At 59.4% G+C, this 14,359-nt stretch carries 14 protein-coding genes and 1 tRNA gene; 6 read left to right on the top strand and 9 right to left on the bottom strand.

What is annotated here, in order from left to right; genetic code table 11:
* Positions 1–35 precede the first annotated feature (35 nt).
* From speA to speB, 4 genes are all read left to right on the top strand, one after another.
* Positions 36–1,925 (top strand): biosynthetic arginine decarboxylase, encoded by a 1,890-nt coding sequence (gene speA, locus ACR0AI_RS20985; protein ID WP_480677016.1) that lies wholly within the window; start codon positions 36–38, stop codon positions 1,923–1,925.
* Positions 1,926–1,938: 13 nt separating this feature from the next.
* Entirely contained in the window at positions 1,939–3,150 is a 1,212-nt protein-coding gene (locus ACR0AI_RS20980) for a saccharopine dehydrogenase family protein (RefSeq protein WP_480677014.1), read from the top strand.
* Positions 3,151–3,234: 84 nt separating this feature from the next.
* Positions 3,235–4,404, top strand: a complete 1,170-nt coding sequence (nspC, locus tag ACR0AI_RS20975) for a carboxynorspermidine decarboxylase (RefSeq protein WP_480677012.1) — start codon at positions 3,235–3,237, stop codon at positions 4,402–4,404.
* A complete protein-coding gene (speB, locus tag ACR0AI_RS20970) occupies positions 4,401–5,243 on the top strand; it encodes an agmatinase (RefSeq protein WP_480677010.1) in 843 nt (280 codons plus the stop codon). The genes nspC and speB overlap by 4 nt, the downstream gene beginning before the upstream one ends.
* Here the strand turns inward: speB and ACR0AI_RS20965 are convergent.
* Complete coding sequence (locus ACR0AI_RS20965) at positions 5,240–5,830, bottom strand: HD domain-containing protein (RefSeq protein ID WP_239342824.1); 591 nt, start codon at positions 5,828–5,830, stop codon at positions 5,240–5,242. The two genes, speB and ACR0AI_RS20965, sit on opposite strands and share 4 nt — an antisense overlap.
* A gap of 97 nt (positions 5,831–5,927) precedes the next feature.
* Between ACR0AI_RS20965 and ACR0AI_RS20960 the strand changes: the two genes are divergently transcribed.
* Positions 5,928–6,761 (top strand): LysR family transcriptional regulator, encoded by an 834-nt coding sequence (locus ACR0AI_RS20960; protein ID WP_480677008.1) that lies wholly within the window; start codon positions 5,928–5,930, stop codon positions 6,759–6,761.
* Here ACR0AI_RS20960 and lptF read toward each other — a convergent pair.
* The 4 genes from lptF to ACR0AI_RS20940 all read right to left on the bottom strand — a co-directional run bounded on the left by lptF (position 6,758) and on the right by ACR0AI_RS20940 (position 9,647).
* Positions 6,758–7,882: an LPS export ABC transporter permease LptF gene (gene lptF, locus ACR0AI_RS20955; RefSeq protein ID WP_480677006.1), complete on the bottom strand. Its 1,125-nt coding sequence runs from the start codon at positions 7,880–7,882 to the stop codon at positions 6,758–6,760. The genes ACR0AI_RS20960 and lptF overlap by 4 nt on opposite strands.
* A 99-nt stretch (positions 7,883–7,981) precedes the next feature.
* Entirely contained in the window at positions 7,982–8,827 is an 846-nt protein-coding gene (locus ACR0AI_RS20950) for an FkbM family methyltransferase (protein ID WP_480677004.1), read from the bottom strand.
* Positions 8,828–8,963: 136 nt separating this feature from the next.
* Entirely contained in the window at positions 8,964–9,176 is a 213-nt protein-coding gene (locus ACR0AI_RS20945; protein WP_170668105.1) for a hypothetical protein, read from the bottom strand.
* Positions 9,177–9,571: 395 nt separating this feature from the next.
* Positions 9,572–9,647: transfer RNA gene (locus ACR0AI_RS20940), tRNA-Trp, on the bottom strand.
* 142 nt (positions 9,648–9,789) lie between these two features.
* Between ACR0AI_RS20940 and ACR0AI_RS20935 the strand changes: the two genes are divergently transcribed.
* Positions 9,790–10,497: a DUF374 domain-containing protein gene (locus tag ACR0AI_RS20935; RefSeq protein WP_170556445.1), complete on the top strand. Its 708-nt coding sequence runs from the start codon at positions 9,790–9,792 to the stop codon at positions 10,495–10,497.
* Here ACR0AI_RS20935 and ACR0AI_RS20930 read toward each other — a convergent pair.
* From ACR0AI_RS20930 to ACR0AI_RS20915, 4 genes are read right to left on the bottom strand one after another with little or no spacing between them, the layout of a single operon-like run.
* Positions 10,494–10,739, bottom strand: a complete 246-nt coding sequence (locus ACR0AI_RS20930) for a MoaD/ThiS family protein (RefSeq protein ID WP_170468530.1) — start codon at positions 10,737–10,739, stop codon at positions 10,494–10,496. The two genes, ACR0AI_RS20935 and ACR0AI_RS20930, sit on opposite strands and share 4 nt — an antisense overlap.
* A complete protein-coding gene (locus tag ACR0AI_RS20925) occupies positions 10,732–12,987 on the bottom strand; it encodes a xanthine dehydrogenase family protein molybdopterin-binding subunit (protein ID WP_480677001.1) in 2,256 nt (751 codons plus the stop codon). Before ACR0AI_RS20925 ends, ACR0AI_RS20930 begins: the two co-directional genes overlap by 8 nt.
* Positions 12,987–13,466 (bottom strand): (2Fe-2S)-binding protein, encoded by a 480-nt coding sequence (locus ACR0AI_RS20920; RefSeq protein WP_170380550.1) that lies wholly within the window; start codon positions 13,464–13,466, stop codon positions 12,987–12,989. Before ACR0AI_RS20920 ends, ACR0AI_RS20925 begins: the two co-directional genes overlap by 1 nt.
* Positions 13,463–14,329, bottom strand: coding sequence for an FAD binding domain-containing protein (locus tag ACR0AI_RS20915; RefSeq protein WP_480676999.1), 867 nt, complete (start codon positions 14,327–14,329; stop codon positions 13,463–13,465). Before ACR0AI_RS20915 ends, ACR0AI_RS20920 begins: the two co-directional genes overlap by 4 nt.
* Between the last annotated feature and the right edge of the window lie 30 nt (positions 14,330–14,359).

The raw sequence follows: 14,359 nt of genomic DNA, 5'->3' as shown, positions 1-14,359 counted from the left end.
CGAAACCGGCACCTCTGAGTTAAGGACTGACTTGATTGAAACACACGCCCGACGCACCGCATACCATCTACGGGGTTGAGAAATGGGGCAAAGGCCTCATCGAGGTGACGGAGCAGGGCGAGATCGGTCTGCGCAATCCGATGTCTCCGGATACAGTGGCGATCAGCCTGCCCGGTATCCTCAGCGATCTGGATGACCGTGGAATCAAGGCCCCAATGCTGCTGCGCGTCAGTTCGTATCTGGAACATGAGATCGCGCATCTGAACGCGAGCTTTGCCGACGCCATCGCGCGGGTGGGCTACAAAGGCCCCTATCGCGGCGTGTTTCCGATCAAGGTGAACCAGCAGGCGCAGGTGGTCGACCGCATCGTCGAGTTCGGCAAGAAATACAACTATGGCCTCGAGGCCGGATCAAAGCCCGAACTGGTCGTGGCTCTTGCGCATCGTCTGGCCCCTGAGGCGCTGATCGTCTGCAATGGCGTCAAGGATGCCGAGTTCATCCAACTGGCGATCCTGTCCCGCAAGATCGGGTTCAATACTGTCATCGTGCTGGAAAGCCCAAAAGAGGCGGATACGGTGATCGAGGTCTACAAGGAGCTCGGCATCGAACCTCTGATCGGAGTGCGAGTGAAACTGACCAACCAGATCAGCGGCAAGTGGGAAGAAAGCTCGGGCGACCGCTCAGCCTTTGGTATGAACACCGATCAGCTTGTCGCCACTGTGGACAAGCTGCGCGAGGCGGGTCTGTTGCATTGCCTCAAGCTGCAGCACTCGCATCTGGGCAGCCAGGTGCAGGACGTGAACGACGTCCGCCGCGCCGTGGGTGAGGCCTGTCGCTACTACACCGAACTCACGCGCGAAGGCGTTCCGCTGACCCACCTGGACCTCGGCGGCGGCATGGGTGTGGACTATACGGGCGAGAAGAAGGCCGCTGAGAACTCGATCAACTACACAGTCGAGGAATACTGCGCCAACGTGGTCGAAACCGTCGCCTATGCAATGGATGAAGCCGAAATTGCGCACCCGACATTGGTCACCGAAAGTGGCCGCGCCGTGGTGGCGACCTCATCTATGCTGGTCTTCAACGTGCTGGAAACTACGCTTTACGATGCGCCCACCGCGCCGGATGTGGAACCTGACGACAACCATCTGGTCTCGGACCTTGCTGCGGTACACGGGTACCTCAGCAAAAACCGTCTGCAGGAATGCTGGAACGATGCCACCTTCTACCGCAACGAGCTGCGCGCCCTGTTCCGCCGTGGCTACGTAGACCTGCGCCAGATGGCCCGGGCCGAACGTATTTATCTGTCGCTGATGGCCCGCCTCAAGGCGCTGGCCGCCAGTGATGATCTGGAAACGGATGTGGACGACCAGCTTGAGAAAGTAGCCGATATCTATCACTGCAACTTCTCGCTGTTCCAATCCCTGCCCGATGTCTGGGCCATCGACCAACTGCACCCAATCGTCCCGCTGCAAGGTTTGAACACAACGCCTGACCGGCGGGCCGTGCTGTCCGACATCACATGCGACAGCGACGGCAAGATCGACCAGTTCATTCTGGCCGACGGTGTCTCACCCAGCCTGCCGGTGCATTCGCTCCCGGAGGAGGGCGAATACTTCATGGGCGTTTTCTTTGTCGGCGCCTATCAGGAAACACTCGGCGATTTGCACAACCTGTTCGGCGATACCAATGTCGTCACAATCGACCTGCGTGCCGATGGCGGGTTCGACCTGCTGCATGAACAAGAGGGCGACACGATCAGTCAGGTGCTGTCCTACGTGGAATTCGATCCACAGGATTGCGTCGCCGCCTTCCGCAAAATGGTGGACGAGGCGATCTCGACCGGTACCCTGCAAGCCAAGGACCGCAAAACCCTGATGAGCGCCTATCGCGACTCAATCAACGGCTACACCTATTACGAATAAAAGGAGACAGACCATGGGCAAAACACTGGTTGTCGGCGCGGGCGGCGTATCCCACGCAGCCGTGCATAAGATGGCGATGAACTCGGATATCTTCACCGAGATCACTTTGGCCAGCCGCACGAAATCGAAATGCGATGCCATCGCAGCAGCCGTTAAAGACCGCGTAGGTGTGGACATCAAGACCGCCGAACTGGACGCCTATAAGGTTGAAAACACGGTTAACCTGATCAAGGAAACCGGCGCCAAGATTCTGGTCAACCTCGCCCTACCCTATCAGGATCTGGTGTTGATGGACGCATGCCTTGAGGCCGGTATCCACTACCTCGACACCGCGAACTATGAACCCGAAGACGAGGCAAAGTTCGAATACCATTGGCAATGGGCCTACCAAGAGCGCTTCAAAGAGGCCGGCCTGACCGCCATCCTCGGTTCAGGCTTCGATCCGGGCGTAACCAGCGTGTTTGCCAAATGGCTGAAGAAGCACAAGCTGGACACCATCCGTCAGATCGACGTTCTGGACGCAAATGGCGGTTCGAACGATCAGGAGTTCGCCACCAACTTCAACCCGGAAATCAACCTGCGCGAAGTGCTGGCCGAGGTCCGCCACTGGGAAAGCGGCGAGTGGAAACACTCCCCCGCCATGACCCACAAGGTCGAGTTCGACTTCCCCGCCATCGGCCCCAAAAACATGTACCTGATGTATCATGAGGAACTGGAGAGCCTCAGCACCCACTTCCCCGAGATCGAGCGCGCCCGTTTCTGGATGACCTTCGGCGACGCCTACATCACCCACGCCAAGGTGCTGGAAAATGTCGGCATGACCCGCATCGACCCGGTGATGCATGACGGCAAGGAGATCATCCCGATCCAGTTCCTGAAAACCCTGCTGCCCGACCCCGGCGATCTGGGTGCGGAAACCAAGGGCAAAGCCTGCATCGGCGACATCGCCACAGGTCAGGCCAAGGATGGCTCGGGCGAGAAGACCTACTACATCTACAACATCTGCGACCACGAAGAATGCTATGCCGAGGTCGGCTCTCAGGCCGTCAGCTACACCACCGGGGTCCCCGCCATGATCGGAGCCGCACAGGTCCTGAAAGGCAACTGGCGCGAGCCGGGCGTGTGGAACATGGAACAGCTGGACCCGGACGATTTCATGGACATGCTGAACACCCATGGCCTCCCATGGCAGGTCCACGAACTCGACGGCCCGGTAGAGTTCTAGATCCTGAACTTCATCTGGCCAAAAATATCCCGGGGGGTCCGGGGGGCTGGCCCCCCGGCCTCTCCACAATCGGAGACGCCCGACATGTCCGACATGATGACCACCCAAGCCGGAGACGCCGGCGCCTTCCGCAGTTTCGACCTTGCCCGCGTCCCCTCACCCTGCTTTGTGGTCGATGAAAAAGCCGTCGAACGAAACCTGACCATCCTTTCAGAGATTGGCACCCGCTCCGGCGCGCATGTCCTCAGCGCGCTCAAGGCGTTTTCCATGTTCTCACTGGCCCCACTGGTGCGCCAACACCTCGGCGGAACCTGTGCCTCTGGCATCTATGAGGCACGTCTGGGCCGCGAAGAATATGGCGGCGAGGTCGCAACCTTCTGCGCCGGGTACAAGGATGCGGATATCGACGAGATCCTGTCGCTGTCCGACCACATCATCTTCAACTCGCCTGCGCAAAAAGACCGGTTCCTCGCCAAAGCCCAAGCCGCCAATGTGCAGGTGGGCCTGCGCGTCAACCCCGAACATTCCGAAGGCGAGATTCCCAAATACGATCCCTGCGCACCCTGTTCACGCCTCGGGACACCCGTCAGCCAACTGTCCGAAGACACTCTGATCGGCGTAAACGGCCTGCACATGCACACGCTCTGCGAACAGGGCTTCGATCCCCTTCAACGCACATGGGCTGCCGTTGAGCCCAGACTCAAACCCTTCCTTGGCCAACTCAAATGGCTAAACTTCGGCGGCGGGCACCATATCACCCGCGACGATTACGACCGCGACGGGCTGGTCGAATTCATCAAATCCATCCGCGCGAAATACGATGTCGACATCTACCTCGAACCCGGCGAAGCCGTCGCACTGGACGCGGGCATTCTAGTCGGAGAAGTCCTCGACCTGCCCACCAATGGCATGACCCTTGCGATCACCGATATCTCGGCCACCTGCCACATGCCCGACGTGATCGAGGCCCCCTATCGCCCCGCCCTGATGGACGAGGCCGAGGCAGGCCACACCTACCGTCTGGGCGGGCCATCGTGCCTCGCGGGCGATGTGATCGGCGACTACACATGGGATCAGCCGCTGGAGATCGGGCAACGCTTTGCCTTCCTCGATCAAGCGCATTACTCGATGGTAAAAACCAACTCGTTCAACGGTGTTCCCCTGCCGACCATCGCCCTGTGGAACAGCGAAACGGACGAGCTGAAGATCATCAAGCAGTTCGGCTATGACGACTTTAAGGACCGCCTCTCATGAGCATTTTCCTCGACAGTGAACTGACCGCCGCTGAGCGCTCGGAAGACGCGCGCTTTCGCGTGATCCCGGTGCCGTTGGAACGCACGGTTTCTTATGGGTCCGGAACCGCCAAAGGCCCCGAGGCGATCATCGAGGCCAGCAATGAACTCGAACGCAACACCGGCCATGCGGAACCCTGCGTCGAGGGCATCTTTACCGAAACGCCGCTGGAGTGTGACGGCCCCTTGCCCGACATCATGGAACGCCTCGCCCAACGGACAGAGGCTGCCATTCGCGCGGGCAAGGTGCCCGTGACCCTGGGCGGAGAGCATTCCCTCAGCTTCGGCGCGGTGATGGGAGTGGCGCGGGCGCTGAACCAGCCCGTTGGGATCGTGCAGATCGACGCCCATGCCGATTTGCGCAACGCCTATCAGGGCGAGAAACACTCCCACGCCTCGGTCATGCACCTGCTGGCCGAAGAAGGCGTCCGACTGGCCCAGTTCGGTGTCCGCGCGTTTTCAACCGAAGAGGCCAAAAGCCGGTTGAAAAACCACGTCTTCCACGTCGACGCCGAGGAGCTGGTCACAGGCAATATCCACGCCGTTGACCTACCCGAGGACTTCCCCGAGCTGGTCTATGTCAGCTTTGACGTGGACGGTCTGGACCCCTCGCTGATGCCCGCCACCGGCACCCCGGTTCCGGGCGGGCTTGGTTATTACCAAGCCCTACGACTGGTCGAACACGCCCTCAAAGGCCGCAAATGCGTAGGCTTCGACGTGGTCGAGCTGGCCCCGGACGGCAATGCCGCCTGGGACTTTACCGCCGCGCAGATCGTCTATCGCCTGATGGCGGCCTGTTAACCCTCGGACGTTTCATTCAACTCCATGTGCCCCTCGCCCTTGTTCAGGACACGGCGCAGCATGGGCTCGAAAAACTCCAGCGGTTTGGTCGGGTAATCCGGGTCAAACGCTTTTTGATCGTATTCATGGCAGAAATAGCGGCAGTCCTCCCAATAGGGGCTGTCGCGATACTTGTCGCGCGCGTTGCGATCTCCGCCAAGGTGATGATTGTAGTAATAGCCCTGAAACACGCAGTGATGCTTGAGAATCCAATGGGTTTTCTCGCTGACATAGGGCTTCATCATCGCCGCTGACAGCTCACCATGGTTGTAGGGCGACAGGATATCGCCTGTGTCATGGATCAGCGCGGCGACCACAAGTTCCTCATCCGCGCCATCCTCATAGGCCCGCGTCGCGGCCTGCAGAGAGTGTTGGTAGCGGTTCACTGGATACGGCGTCCATTCCTCATCCAACGAACGAATCGCGTCCAGAATCCGGTCTGGCAAGGCAGCATTGTAGGCCTCTTCATAGTCCATAACGGCGTCCCAGTCGGCTTTTGTGGCCTCTTCAAAACTGGTCCAGGTCGGCTTGTGGCTTTTGTCCAGCATGGCATGTCCTTTGTCCTGATCGGGAACAGGATACCTCGACTTGCGTGCTGAAAAAAATGAATTGATTTTATCATGACGATCAAAAAATATTGGCACTATGCAGATCAAAGCTTTTGAAACTTTTCTATGCGTTGCTGAGACCGGAGGGTTTCACGCAGCAGCGCGCAAGCTGAATGTGACCCAAACGGCTGTCAGTGCGCGCATAAGGCAGATCGAAGACGCCACAGGAAAGCCCCTTTTCACCCGCGGGGCCGGAGGCACGGCACTAACAGATTTCGGTCGCCAATTTCGCCCTTACGCGGAGCAGATGCTCTCACTCTGGTCCTATGCGTCGACTGATTTACCCACGCAAAACCAGAATCGCCCGGCACTGAGGCTGGGGGCGCAGCTCAGCGTTTGGGACCCCTTGCTGGTCGATCTCGCCATACGTTTCGAACAGCATCTTGGCCAATTGCTGCTGACGCTGAACTACGATCATGACCTGGATATGGTGGACGCGGTCGCAACACATGTACTGGACGCTGCGCTGACACACGAAAAGCCCTCAGACAGGCGGGTGATGTTTGAAACCCTGCCACCAGAGCGATTGGTTCTGGTCGAAACCGCTGAGGCAATGGTCGACAACTCGGTATTCGTCAATCTCGAACTTGGGACCGCCTACCAGGACCATGTGCGGACCACGGCCCGCCAGGCAGAGGGGCAGACGGTCTTTCTAGGCAATTGCATGATGGCCCTGCGCTATGTCCTCAAACGAGGGGGGCGTGGTTTTTTTCCCGCCTATTTGGCCGCAGAGCATATTCGCTCTGGCGCGCTGGTGCGGGTTGAGCCGAGTCCGGACCTGATGTTGCCGCTCTATCTCGTAACCCGCCCCGACAGCGCTGCGTTCGAGGATATTCTAGACTGCCTGCATGGTCTGCGAGACCCTGCCTAGACAGCGACCTCGGCCCTGGAACGGCGCCAGATTGGACGTCCCGCAACCGCCAAGAACAGGCACGAGATCAGGATACCTATGACCGCCGGTGCGTAGAGAACGATCCAAAGACCCGGATCACCTATCACGACCGGAGAGACAAACCCCCGGACACCTTCAAGTAAAACCAGAATGGTAAACGCCCCCAGAATCTGCGGCCACAACCCGAAACGCGAGAAACTGCCCAGCAACAGGGTGGCATAGCCGACCAGCCCAACTGCCACGCAAATCGCGATCCACGAGAATCGCTGGTGCAACTCATCCGTCAGTTCACCTGGGCTGAACCCTTCTGCGCTGGTGATCGCTTCGCGGTCCCGGATCAATTCCATCGTGGGGATCGCTTCAAGGCTGCGGGTATTCATACCGCCGGTACTGGTCAGCGCCGAGATATCGTAAGAGGCGTCCTGAAACAGGGTCGATGACAGGGTGCGCCCGTCCTTGTCCAGACGCAGCGCGACCCCATCCAGCATGACGAGGTTGATGCCCGCCGCATTGTTCACCAGATACGCTGTTGAGCTTGAATAGCTTACCGAATTCGCCGGGTCCCGCCGGTCTGAGACAAAGACCTCGTGCAAAGTCCCGTCCAGATCAATCCGACCGATATAGACCGTGACACCGTCGGCGGGGTGCAGAAACTCACCTTCGTTCAGCAATTGGGCGGTCACGTCACCTGCAACTTCGGCCTGCCGGATCTCGAGCTGCTCGACCGAGGCAGGACGCAGGAAAACGCTGATCGCCGCCATCATCACCCCTGTGACAAGACCGAACAGCACCACGGCCCGCGCGAGGCGCCACGGGCTGGAGCCAGTCGCCAGCATGACCGTCATCTCACTTTCCCGGCTGAGGCGGTTCGTGGCGTAAACGGCAGCAGCAAACACAGCCATCGGCATCACCGTCCGGATCAGGGTCGGCAGCGTCAGAGCGGTGAATTCGAGGAAAACAACCGCCGACTGGCCGCCGCTGATCACCCGGTCAAACAGGCTGACAGACCGCGTGATCCAGAAAACACCGACCAGGACCAGAGTGAAAAAGCCGAACAGCACCAGCAACTGCCGCAGGAAATATCCATCGAAACGCGACATGTACCCTCATTCCCGGTGTCTGCGATTTGTGGGGACTTTAGGCGATCCCGCAAGCAGAGGAAAGACGGTCGCCGCCGTGCTTTGAGAACGGGTGGGGCCTTACATGACCAGAAGATCGACCTGATGATCAATCTGCGCAAACTCGCCCCGCGACACGTGATGAAAGCCCCCAGCATGACGATAAACGCCCTGATAGTTGTCAAATAGCAGGTCACAAAGCTCTTGCTGGGTGCTGTGCTGTCCGTCCGGCGTGTATTCCAGAAATATTGGGGGCCTGTGGGCTCCAATCAACTGCTTCATCCCTTTGAGGGCAGATAGCTCATGGCCCTCGACATCCATCCAGACCAACCCAATTTGATCAGCCTGAAGGGTGCCCGACTGCACCAGATCATCGATCCGAACGATCTCGACTGAGAAACTCTCTCGGGTTTTACCGCTTGTGCGTTTAGCCCCCAGACGTGAGCCGCCGCGGTTGAACAGATCTCGGGTAAACTCCGCCGTTCCACTCGTGTCCGAAGCCGCGACACCCAAAATCTTCACGTTGTCTGTCAGCCCATTCAACGCAAGATTGTGACGCAGCAGGTTTATGTTGTCCGGGTCCGGCTCGATCGCCACGACGTCGTCACACTGAAGATCGAGGAAGAAATAGACGGTTTGAGTGCCGATATTAGCCCCAACCTCCAGAACGGACATTCCGAGCTTAAAGGCATTGTTCTGTTCAAGAAACGCCCGCAGATCCGTGACTGAGCCGCGGGCGAATTCACCGTTCTGGAAAAGTGAACGTCCGATTGCATCCGTTGGAAAGAAGGCAAAGGCATGATCGCCCAAGTCCCGAAACAACAGAGTATCCTGATCAAGCAGCTCATTCATGACGGCGCGCCGGGTTTTACCGTTGCCAAGAACACGCAAGGCAATCTTTTCGGCAATCAGGCTTCGCAATCCCATTCAACACCTTCGAATACAAACCAAATATAGTCTTCAGTGCATATCTCCACGTTCACCGGTCAGCAACATCGGGATCGAATTGATACGAAACATGGTGCATTTGCGCCCTATCGGGCTAGGCAGGTTTTCGGCAGGCTTAAATTCGCCAAGTGTCAGAGCCCTCATCGCCTGCTTGCGGCTGTTCCATTTCCAGCAATGTCGTTTGAAACAGGCTCCGGAACTCGGCCTCTTTCACCGTGGATTCGCTTGTTTCTTCATCTGCAGCACAGGTCTCTTCGGACCGAGGCTGCGTCAGTTGTGCCGCTGGCCAGCGGGAGTCACGAAAGATCGACCAAAAACTCTGTATCAAATTCCTTTCCTCCCAATGAACTGCGCAAACCTTGTCACTGCGGGGCCGATCCGAACCTCAGTGGTTGGCCAAAGCTCAAGGATCACAGTCCGTGAGTGGCACCCCGCAGCGACGAGGTGCATTTAGGGATTTCATTTTGAGACGTAAGGGGGAAGAAAGCCCCGGTTTTCGTCACTTTTGTGCATGCAAAGTAAAAAATTGAGCCGCATCTTACGTTTGCGTCAACTACGCCGAAGCGGAAGAAATTTCGGGACGCTACGTCAAATCTCTACCCACTGCGCAATATGGCCGCCGCTCAAACTGCCCCTGAGGAACCTCGAAGGGAAATTCGCACGGCGAAAATAGGATTCGACGCACCCGCAAAAGCGAATATTCAAGTTTTGGGAAGTTTTGAATGGCAGGGGCAGCAGGGTTCGAACCCGCGACCTACGGTTTTGGAGACCGTCGCTCTACCAACTGAGCTATACCCCTAGGCTAAGCCTCAGATATGCCAGCCGCGCGGCGGACTCAAGAGGCTTTTTCAGTTTCTCGACCACTTCTCGACAAGACAAACAAGTTGCACGCGGCGTTGAGTTCTATAAGACACATTTTGGCCAATATGAGGGACCCATCCGTGAGTATCCGCAAAAAGATCGCCGACAGCGAAGCCGTGTTAAATTGGGCGGCGCGCCGTATTGCGAGCTATATTCGGATGGTCAACCGTAACACCAAATGGCAGCGCATCGGCTATGAGGAACTAGACCAGCTGGCCGAACAGGGCGAACCGGTCATCGTTGTTCTGTGGCATCAGCGGCTGGCGCAGTCACCCTATTTCTTCCCGCTGGACAAGGCGCAGATCTGCTCGATCACGTCCTCGGCGCGGGCGGGCAGCATGGTGGGCCGCGTGCAAAAGCTTTTCGGTATGGACACGATCGCCATGGCCAGCAAACACAAAAGCAACGTCGCCGTGTCGCGTGAAGTACTGGGCAAGATGAAGCAGGGGATTTCTATTGGCATTGCCGCCGACGGGCCCCGCGGGCCGGAACGGGTGCTGTCGACCGTGCCTTTGGTCTGGGCGCGCACATCGGGCAAACGGGTGTTCGGAATCACCTTTTCGGCCCGTCATGGCAGAGAGGCCGGTACATGGGACCGCTTGTTGATGCCCCGCCCCTGGCGCAACGAAGGCGTGTTTCTATGCCGCGAATGGACCGAGACTGTGCCTCGCAAAGCCAGTGAAGAGCAGATCGAAACCCTGCGCCAAAACCTTGAGCAGCACATGAACGACATCACGGCCGAGGCCGACCGGATGGTCGGGCGCGAACCGTGGTCGCCTAAACCCTAGCCGCCGCGCAGCCTCTGCATCAGATAGACTTCGCTGCCTTCCGGGATTGGTTCCGTCAGGCCCGTTGCAATCACGCGCCCGTCGATCGCGATAGAGACGCCCGCATCAATAGGGGCCTGCAATTGTGGATGCGCGCGCACCAGGGCACGCAGCAACTCTCCTGTCGTTTTGGCCTCGACCTCGACAACGGCCAAGCCCCCGGTCAGAGACCGGAGGCCGGACCAGAGGTGAACCTCAACCATTGCCTTTGAGCGCGGCCAGAACACGCGGAGGTGACATCGGCAGTTGCTTCATCCGCACACCCGCCGCGTTGGAAACCGCGTTGGCGATGGCGGCAAGCGGCGGCACGATGCCGGTCTCGCCCACACCGCGTACCCCAAACGGGTGGCCGGGGTTGGGCACTTCGACAATCACCGTGTCGATCATCGGCAGGTCACTGGCGACGGGAATCCGGTAGTCGAGGAAGATTGAGTTCTGCAACCGCCCGTCCTCGCCGTAGATATATTCCTCGTTCAGCGCCCAGCCGATGCCTTGCGCGGCACCGCCCTGGAACTGGCCTTCTACGTAGGTCGGGTGGATCGCCTTGCCGGCGTCCTGAATGACCGTGTAGCGAGTCACGCTGGTCTTGCCGGTTTCCGGGTCGACCTCGGCATCGACAATATGAGTGCCAAAGGACACACCCGCACCTTCCGGAGTTGCCTCGAAATGGCCCGAGATCGGACCACCGGTGCGACCCATATCCGCTGTGATGTCGGACAGGGCCAGCGGGTCGAAGTCGCCTGCGTTGGGGCCTGAGGGCACAGCACAGCCGTCTTCCCATTTCACGGCCTCGACCGGGATACCCCACTTGGCCGCCGCGCGTTCACACAGTTTCTCAACCGCGTGTTTGGCCGCTTTGATGGTCGCCAGACCCGACGCGTAGGTCACGCGCGAGCCGTGTGAGACGTCGTTATAACCCAGCGTCGCCGTATCCGCGATGGTCACGCGGATGTTCTCGTATGGGATGCCCAGAACCTCGGCCGCCATCAGCGCCATCGACGCGCGAGAACCGCCGATATCCGGCGTTCCCACCATCAGCTGGGCCGAGCCGTCCTCGGACAGGGCCAGCGAAACCGAGGTCTCACCGCCGTGGTTGAACCAGAAACCACAGGAAATCCCGCGCCCCTGCCCCGGCTTCAACGGGGCCGAATAGTGCGGGTGCGCCTTGGCAGCCTCCAGCGTTTCGACCAGACCAATGCGTTCGTAGGTCGGGCCATAGCTGGCCTTGGAGCCTTCATGAGCGGCGTTTTTCAAGCGCACATCAACGGGGTCGAGGCCCAGCTTGTTGCACAGCTCATCAATCACCGACTCGACCGCGAAAGCACCCATGGGTGCGCCCGGCGCGCGGTAAGCGGCCTGTTTCGGACGGTTCGACATCACGTCATAGCCGATCTGCTTGACGTTGGTCAGGTTGTACGGCGCGAAGGCGCACATGGCGGTCATGTCACCCGGCGCACCGGGGAACGCCCCACCCTGCAAACGGAATACCCCTTGAGCGGCCGAGATCGTACCGTCTTTTTTAATGCCGATCTTGACGTCCATCGACGCTGACGCGGTCGGCCCCGTCGCCCTGAACACCTCGGACCGGGTCATAACGATCTTGACCGGACGGTTGGCCTTGCGGCTCAGCGCCAGCGCAACGGGTTCGATGAAAACAGTGGTTTTGCCGCCGAAGCCGCCGCCAATCTCGGACGCGGTGACGCGCAGTTGCGAGGTCTCAATCCCCAGCAGCGCGGCGCAGGTCTTTTGCGCGATCCAGTGGCCTTGCGTGGTGCACCACAGCTCACCCTTGCCGTCATTGCCCAGCATGCCCAGACAGGCGTGCGGTTCGATATAGCCCTGATGGGTCGCCTCAGTAACAAAGCTGTCTTCGATGACCAGATCCGCTTCGGCAAACCCGGCCTCAACATCTCCGTGGCCGCTTTCGTGGTAACGTACGACGTTCGGGTGCAAACCTTCGGGTACCGAATAGTCCGCCGCGCCTTCCCGAATGACCGGCGCATCCGACGCCATCGCTTTATCCACATCGGTCACATGGGGCAGAACTTCGTATTCGACCTCGATCAGCTTGAGCGCATCCCGCGCTGCTAGGGCCGACGTGGCCGCGACCGCAGCGACAGCGTGACCATCATAGAGCGCCTTTTCGCCCGCCATGACGTTTTCCAGCACGTTCCAGAACTCACCCTCAAGACCAGGTTTGAACGGGACATCGGCAAAATCCGCGCGGGTGACGACAGCTTTGACGTCCTTATGCGCCTCGGCTTTCGAGGTGTCGATCTTCACGATCCGCGCGTGGGCATGGGGAGAGCGCAGAACCGCTCCGTGCAACATGCCGGGCGCATAGGCATCAGCCCCGAATTTAGCGCGGCCCGTGACCTTGTCTAACCCGTCAGGACGATCCGGGCGCGTGCCAACGAAAGTGAATACAGATTTGCGATCGTCGAGTGCCATTACGAAGCCTCCCGCAGCTCTTCCGCCGTTTCCATCACGGCGCGAATGATCTTGTCATAGCCGGTGCAGCGGCAGAGATTGCCTGCCAGCCAGTACCGGGTTTCCTCTTCGGTCGGGTTGGGGTTCTTTTCCAGCAGCGACTTGGCCGCCACCAGAATGCCCGGCGTGCAGATGCCGCACTGAAGCGCCGCATGTTCGATGAACTTCTTCTGCAGCGGATGCAGAACGTCGCCATCCGCGATGCCTTCGACAGTTTCAATGGTCTTGCCCTCGGCCTCAACGCCCAGCATCAGGCAGGAACAGACCAAACGGCCATCTACGGTGACGGAGCACGCGCCGCAATCGCCGGTGCCGCAACCTTCTTTCGCGCCGGTTAGGTTCAGCTTGTCGCGCAGACAGTCCAGCAGCGTTTCACGCGGGTCGCAGAGGTATTCAACCGTGTCCCCATTCACGGTGGTGGATACGTGGAGCTTGCTCATGCGTCTTCTCCCTTGGCGCGGGCATAGGCGATTTTCGCGGCGCGCTTGGCCAGAACGCCCGCGACCTCAGTGCGGAACTCGATCGTGCCGCGTTTGTCGTCAATCGGGTTGCAGGCCGCCGAGGCCGCAGCCGCCAACGCGCCCAGCGCGGCGTCATCCAGAGTGCTGCCGATGATGGCCTTGGCGCAGTCTTCAACCAGCAAAACGGTCGGGGCGACAGCGCCCAAGGACACCCTCGCCTCAGTGATCACGTCGCCGTCCAGACGCAGGCTGACACCCACGCCGACTACGGCGATGTCCATTTCAGTGCGTGGGATGAAGCGCAGATAGGCGTCACCGCCATTGTCGCCCCGCGCGGGGATTTTGACGGCTGAAACCACTTCACCCTTCGCCAGCGAGGTCTTGCCGGGTCCGGTGGGGATGTCTTCGACCGCCACCTCGCGTGCGCCATCCGGGCCAGTCACGGTGACCGTTACACCCGCCGCAACCATCGCAGGCACCGAATCCGCCGCCGGAGAGCCGTTGCAAAGGTTGCCCGTCAACGTCGCGCGGCCCTGCACCTGAGTCGATCCGATCAGATCCATCGCCTCGACCACACCCGGCCAGTCGCGGCCCAGCTCAGAATGCTCGCTCATTTCAGCGCCGGTGACAGCGACGCCAAGTGTCCAGCTGCGGTCGGCGTTTTGCGTGATCTGATCCACACCGTTGATTTTCTTGATGTCGATCAGTGTATCGGGCGTCACCAATTCCGAGCGCAGCTGCACCAACACATCGGTGCCGCCTGCCAGAAACCGTGTCGTGCCCGTCGCGTTTGCAGCCAGAGCCGACGCCTCGGCAAAGCTGGCGGGGCTGTGATAATCCATGAAAATACCTCGCACCTGTCAATCAGGATT

It is taken from the genome of Ruegeria sp. BG3, assembly GCF_056538485.1.
Note: the sequence above shows the minus strand (reverse complement) of the source record. Positions and strands in the feature narration are given on the sequence as shown.

Excerpts from the sequence above, each read along its gene's own strand:
- ACR0AI_RS20980 (WP_480677014.1), top strand. The coding sequence starts at position 1,939 with ATGGGCAAAACACTGGTTGTCGGCGCGGGCGGCGTATCCCACGCAGCC.
- nspC (WP_480677012.1), top strand. The coding sequence starts at position 3,235 with ATGTCCGACATGATGACCACCCAAGCCGGAGACGCCGGCGCCTTCCGC.
- speB (WP_480677010.1), top strand. The coding sequence starts at position 4,401 with ATGAGCATTTTCCTCGACAGTGAACTGACCGCCGCTGAGCGCTCGGAA.
- ACR0AI_RS20965 (WP_239342824.1), bottom strand. The coding sequence starts at position 5,830 with ATGCTGGACAAAAGCCACAAGCCGACCTGGACCAGTTTTGAAGAGGCC.
- ACR0AI_RS20960 (WP_480677008.1), top strand. The coding sequence starts at position 5,928 with ATGCAGATCAAAGCTTTTGAAACTTTTCTATGCGTTGCTGAGACCGGA.
- lptF (WP_480677006.1), bottom strand. The coding sequence starts at position 7,882 with ATGTCGCGTTTCGATGGATATTTCCTGCGGCAGTTGCTGGTGCTGTTC.
- ACR0AI_RS20950 (WP_480677004.1), bottom strand. The coding sequence starts at position 8,827 with ATGGGATTGCGAAGCCTGATTGCCGAAAAGATTGCCTTGCGTGTTCTT.
- ACR0AI_RS20930 (WP_170468530.1), bottom strand. The coding sequence starts at position 10,739 with ATGGTTGAGGTTCACCTCTGGTCCGGCCTCCGGTCTCTGACCGGGGGC.
- ACR0AI_RS20925 (WP_480677001.1), bottom strand. The coding sequence starts at position 12,987 with ATGGCACTCGACGATCGCAAATCTGTATTCACTTTCGTTGGCACGCGC.
- ACR0AI_RS20920 (WP_170380550.1), bottom strand. The coding sequence starts at position 13,466 with ATGAGCAAGCTCCACGTATCCACCACCGTGAATGGGGACACGGTTGAA.
- ACR0AI_RS20915 (WP_480676999.1), bottom strand. The coding sequence starts at position 14,329 with ATGGATTATCACAGCCCCGCCAGCTTTGCCGAGGCGTCGGCTCTGGCT.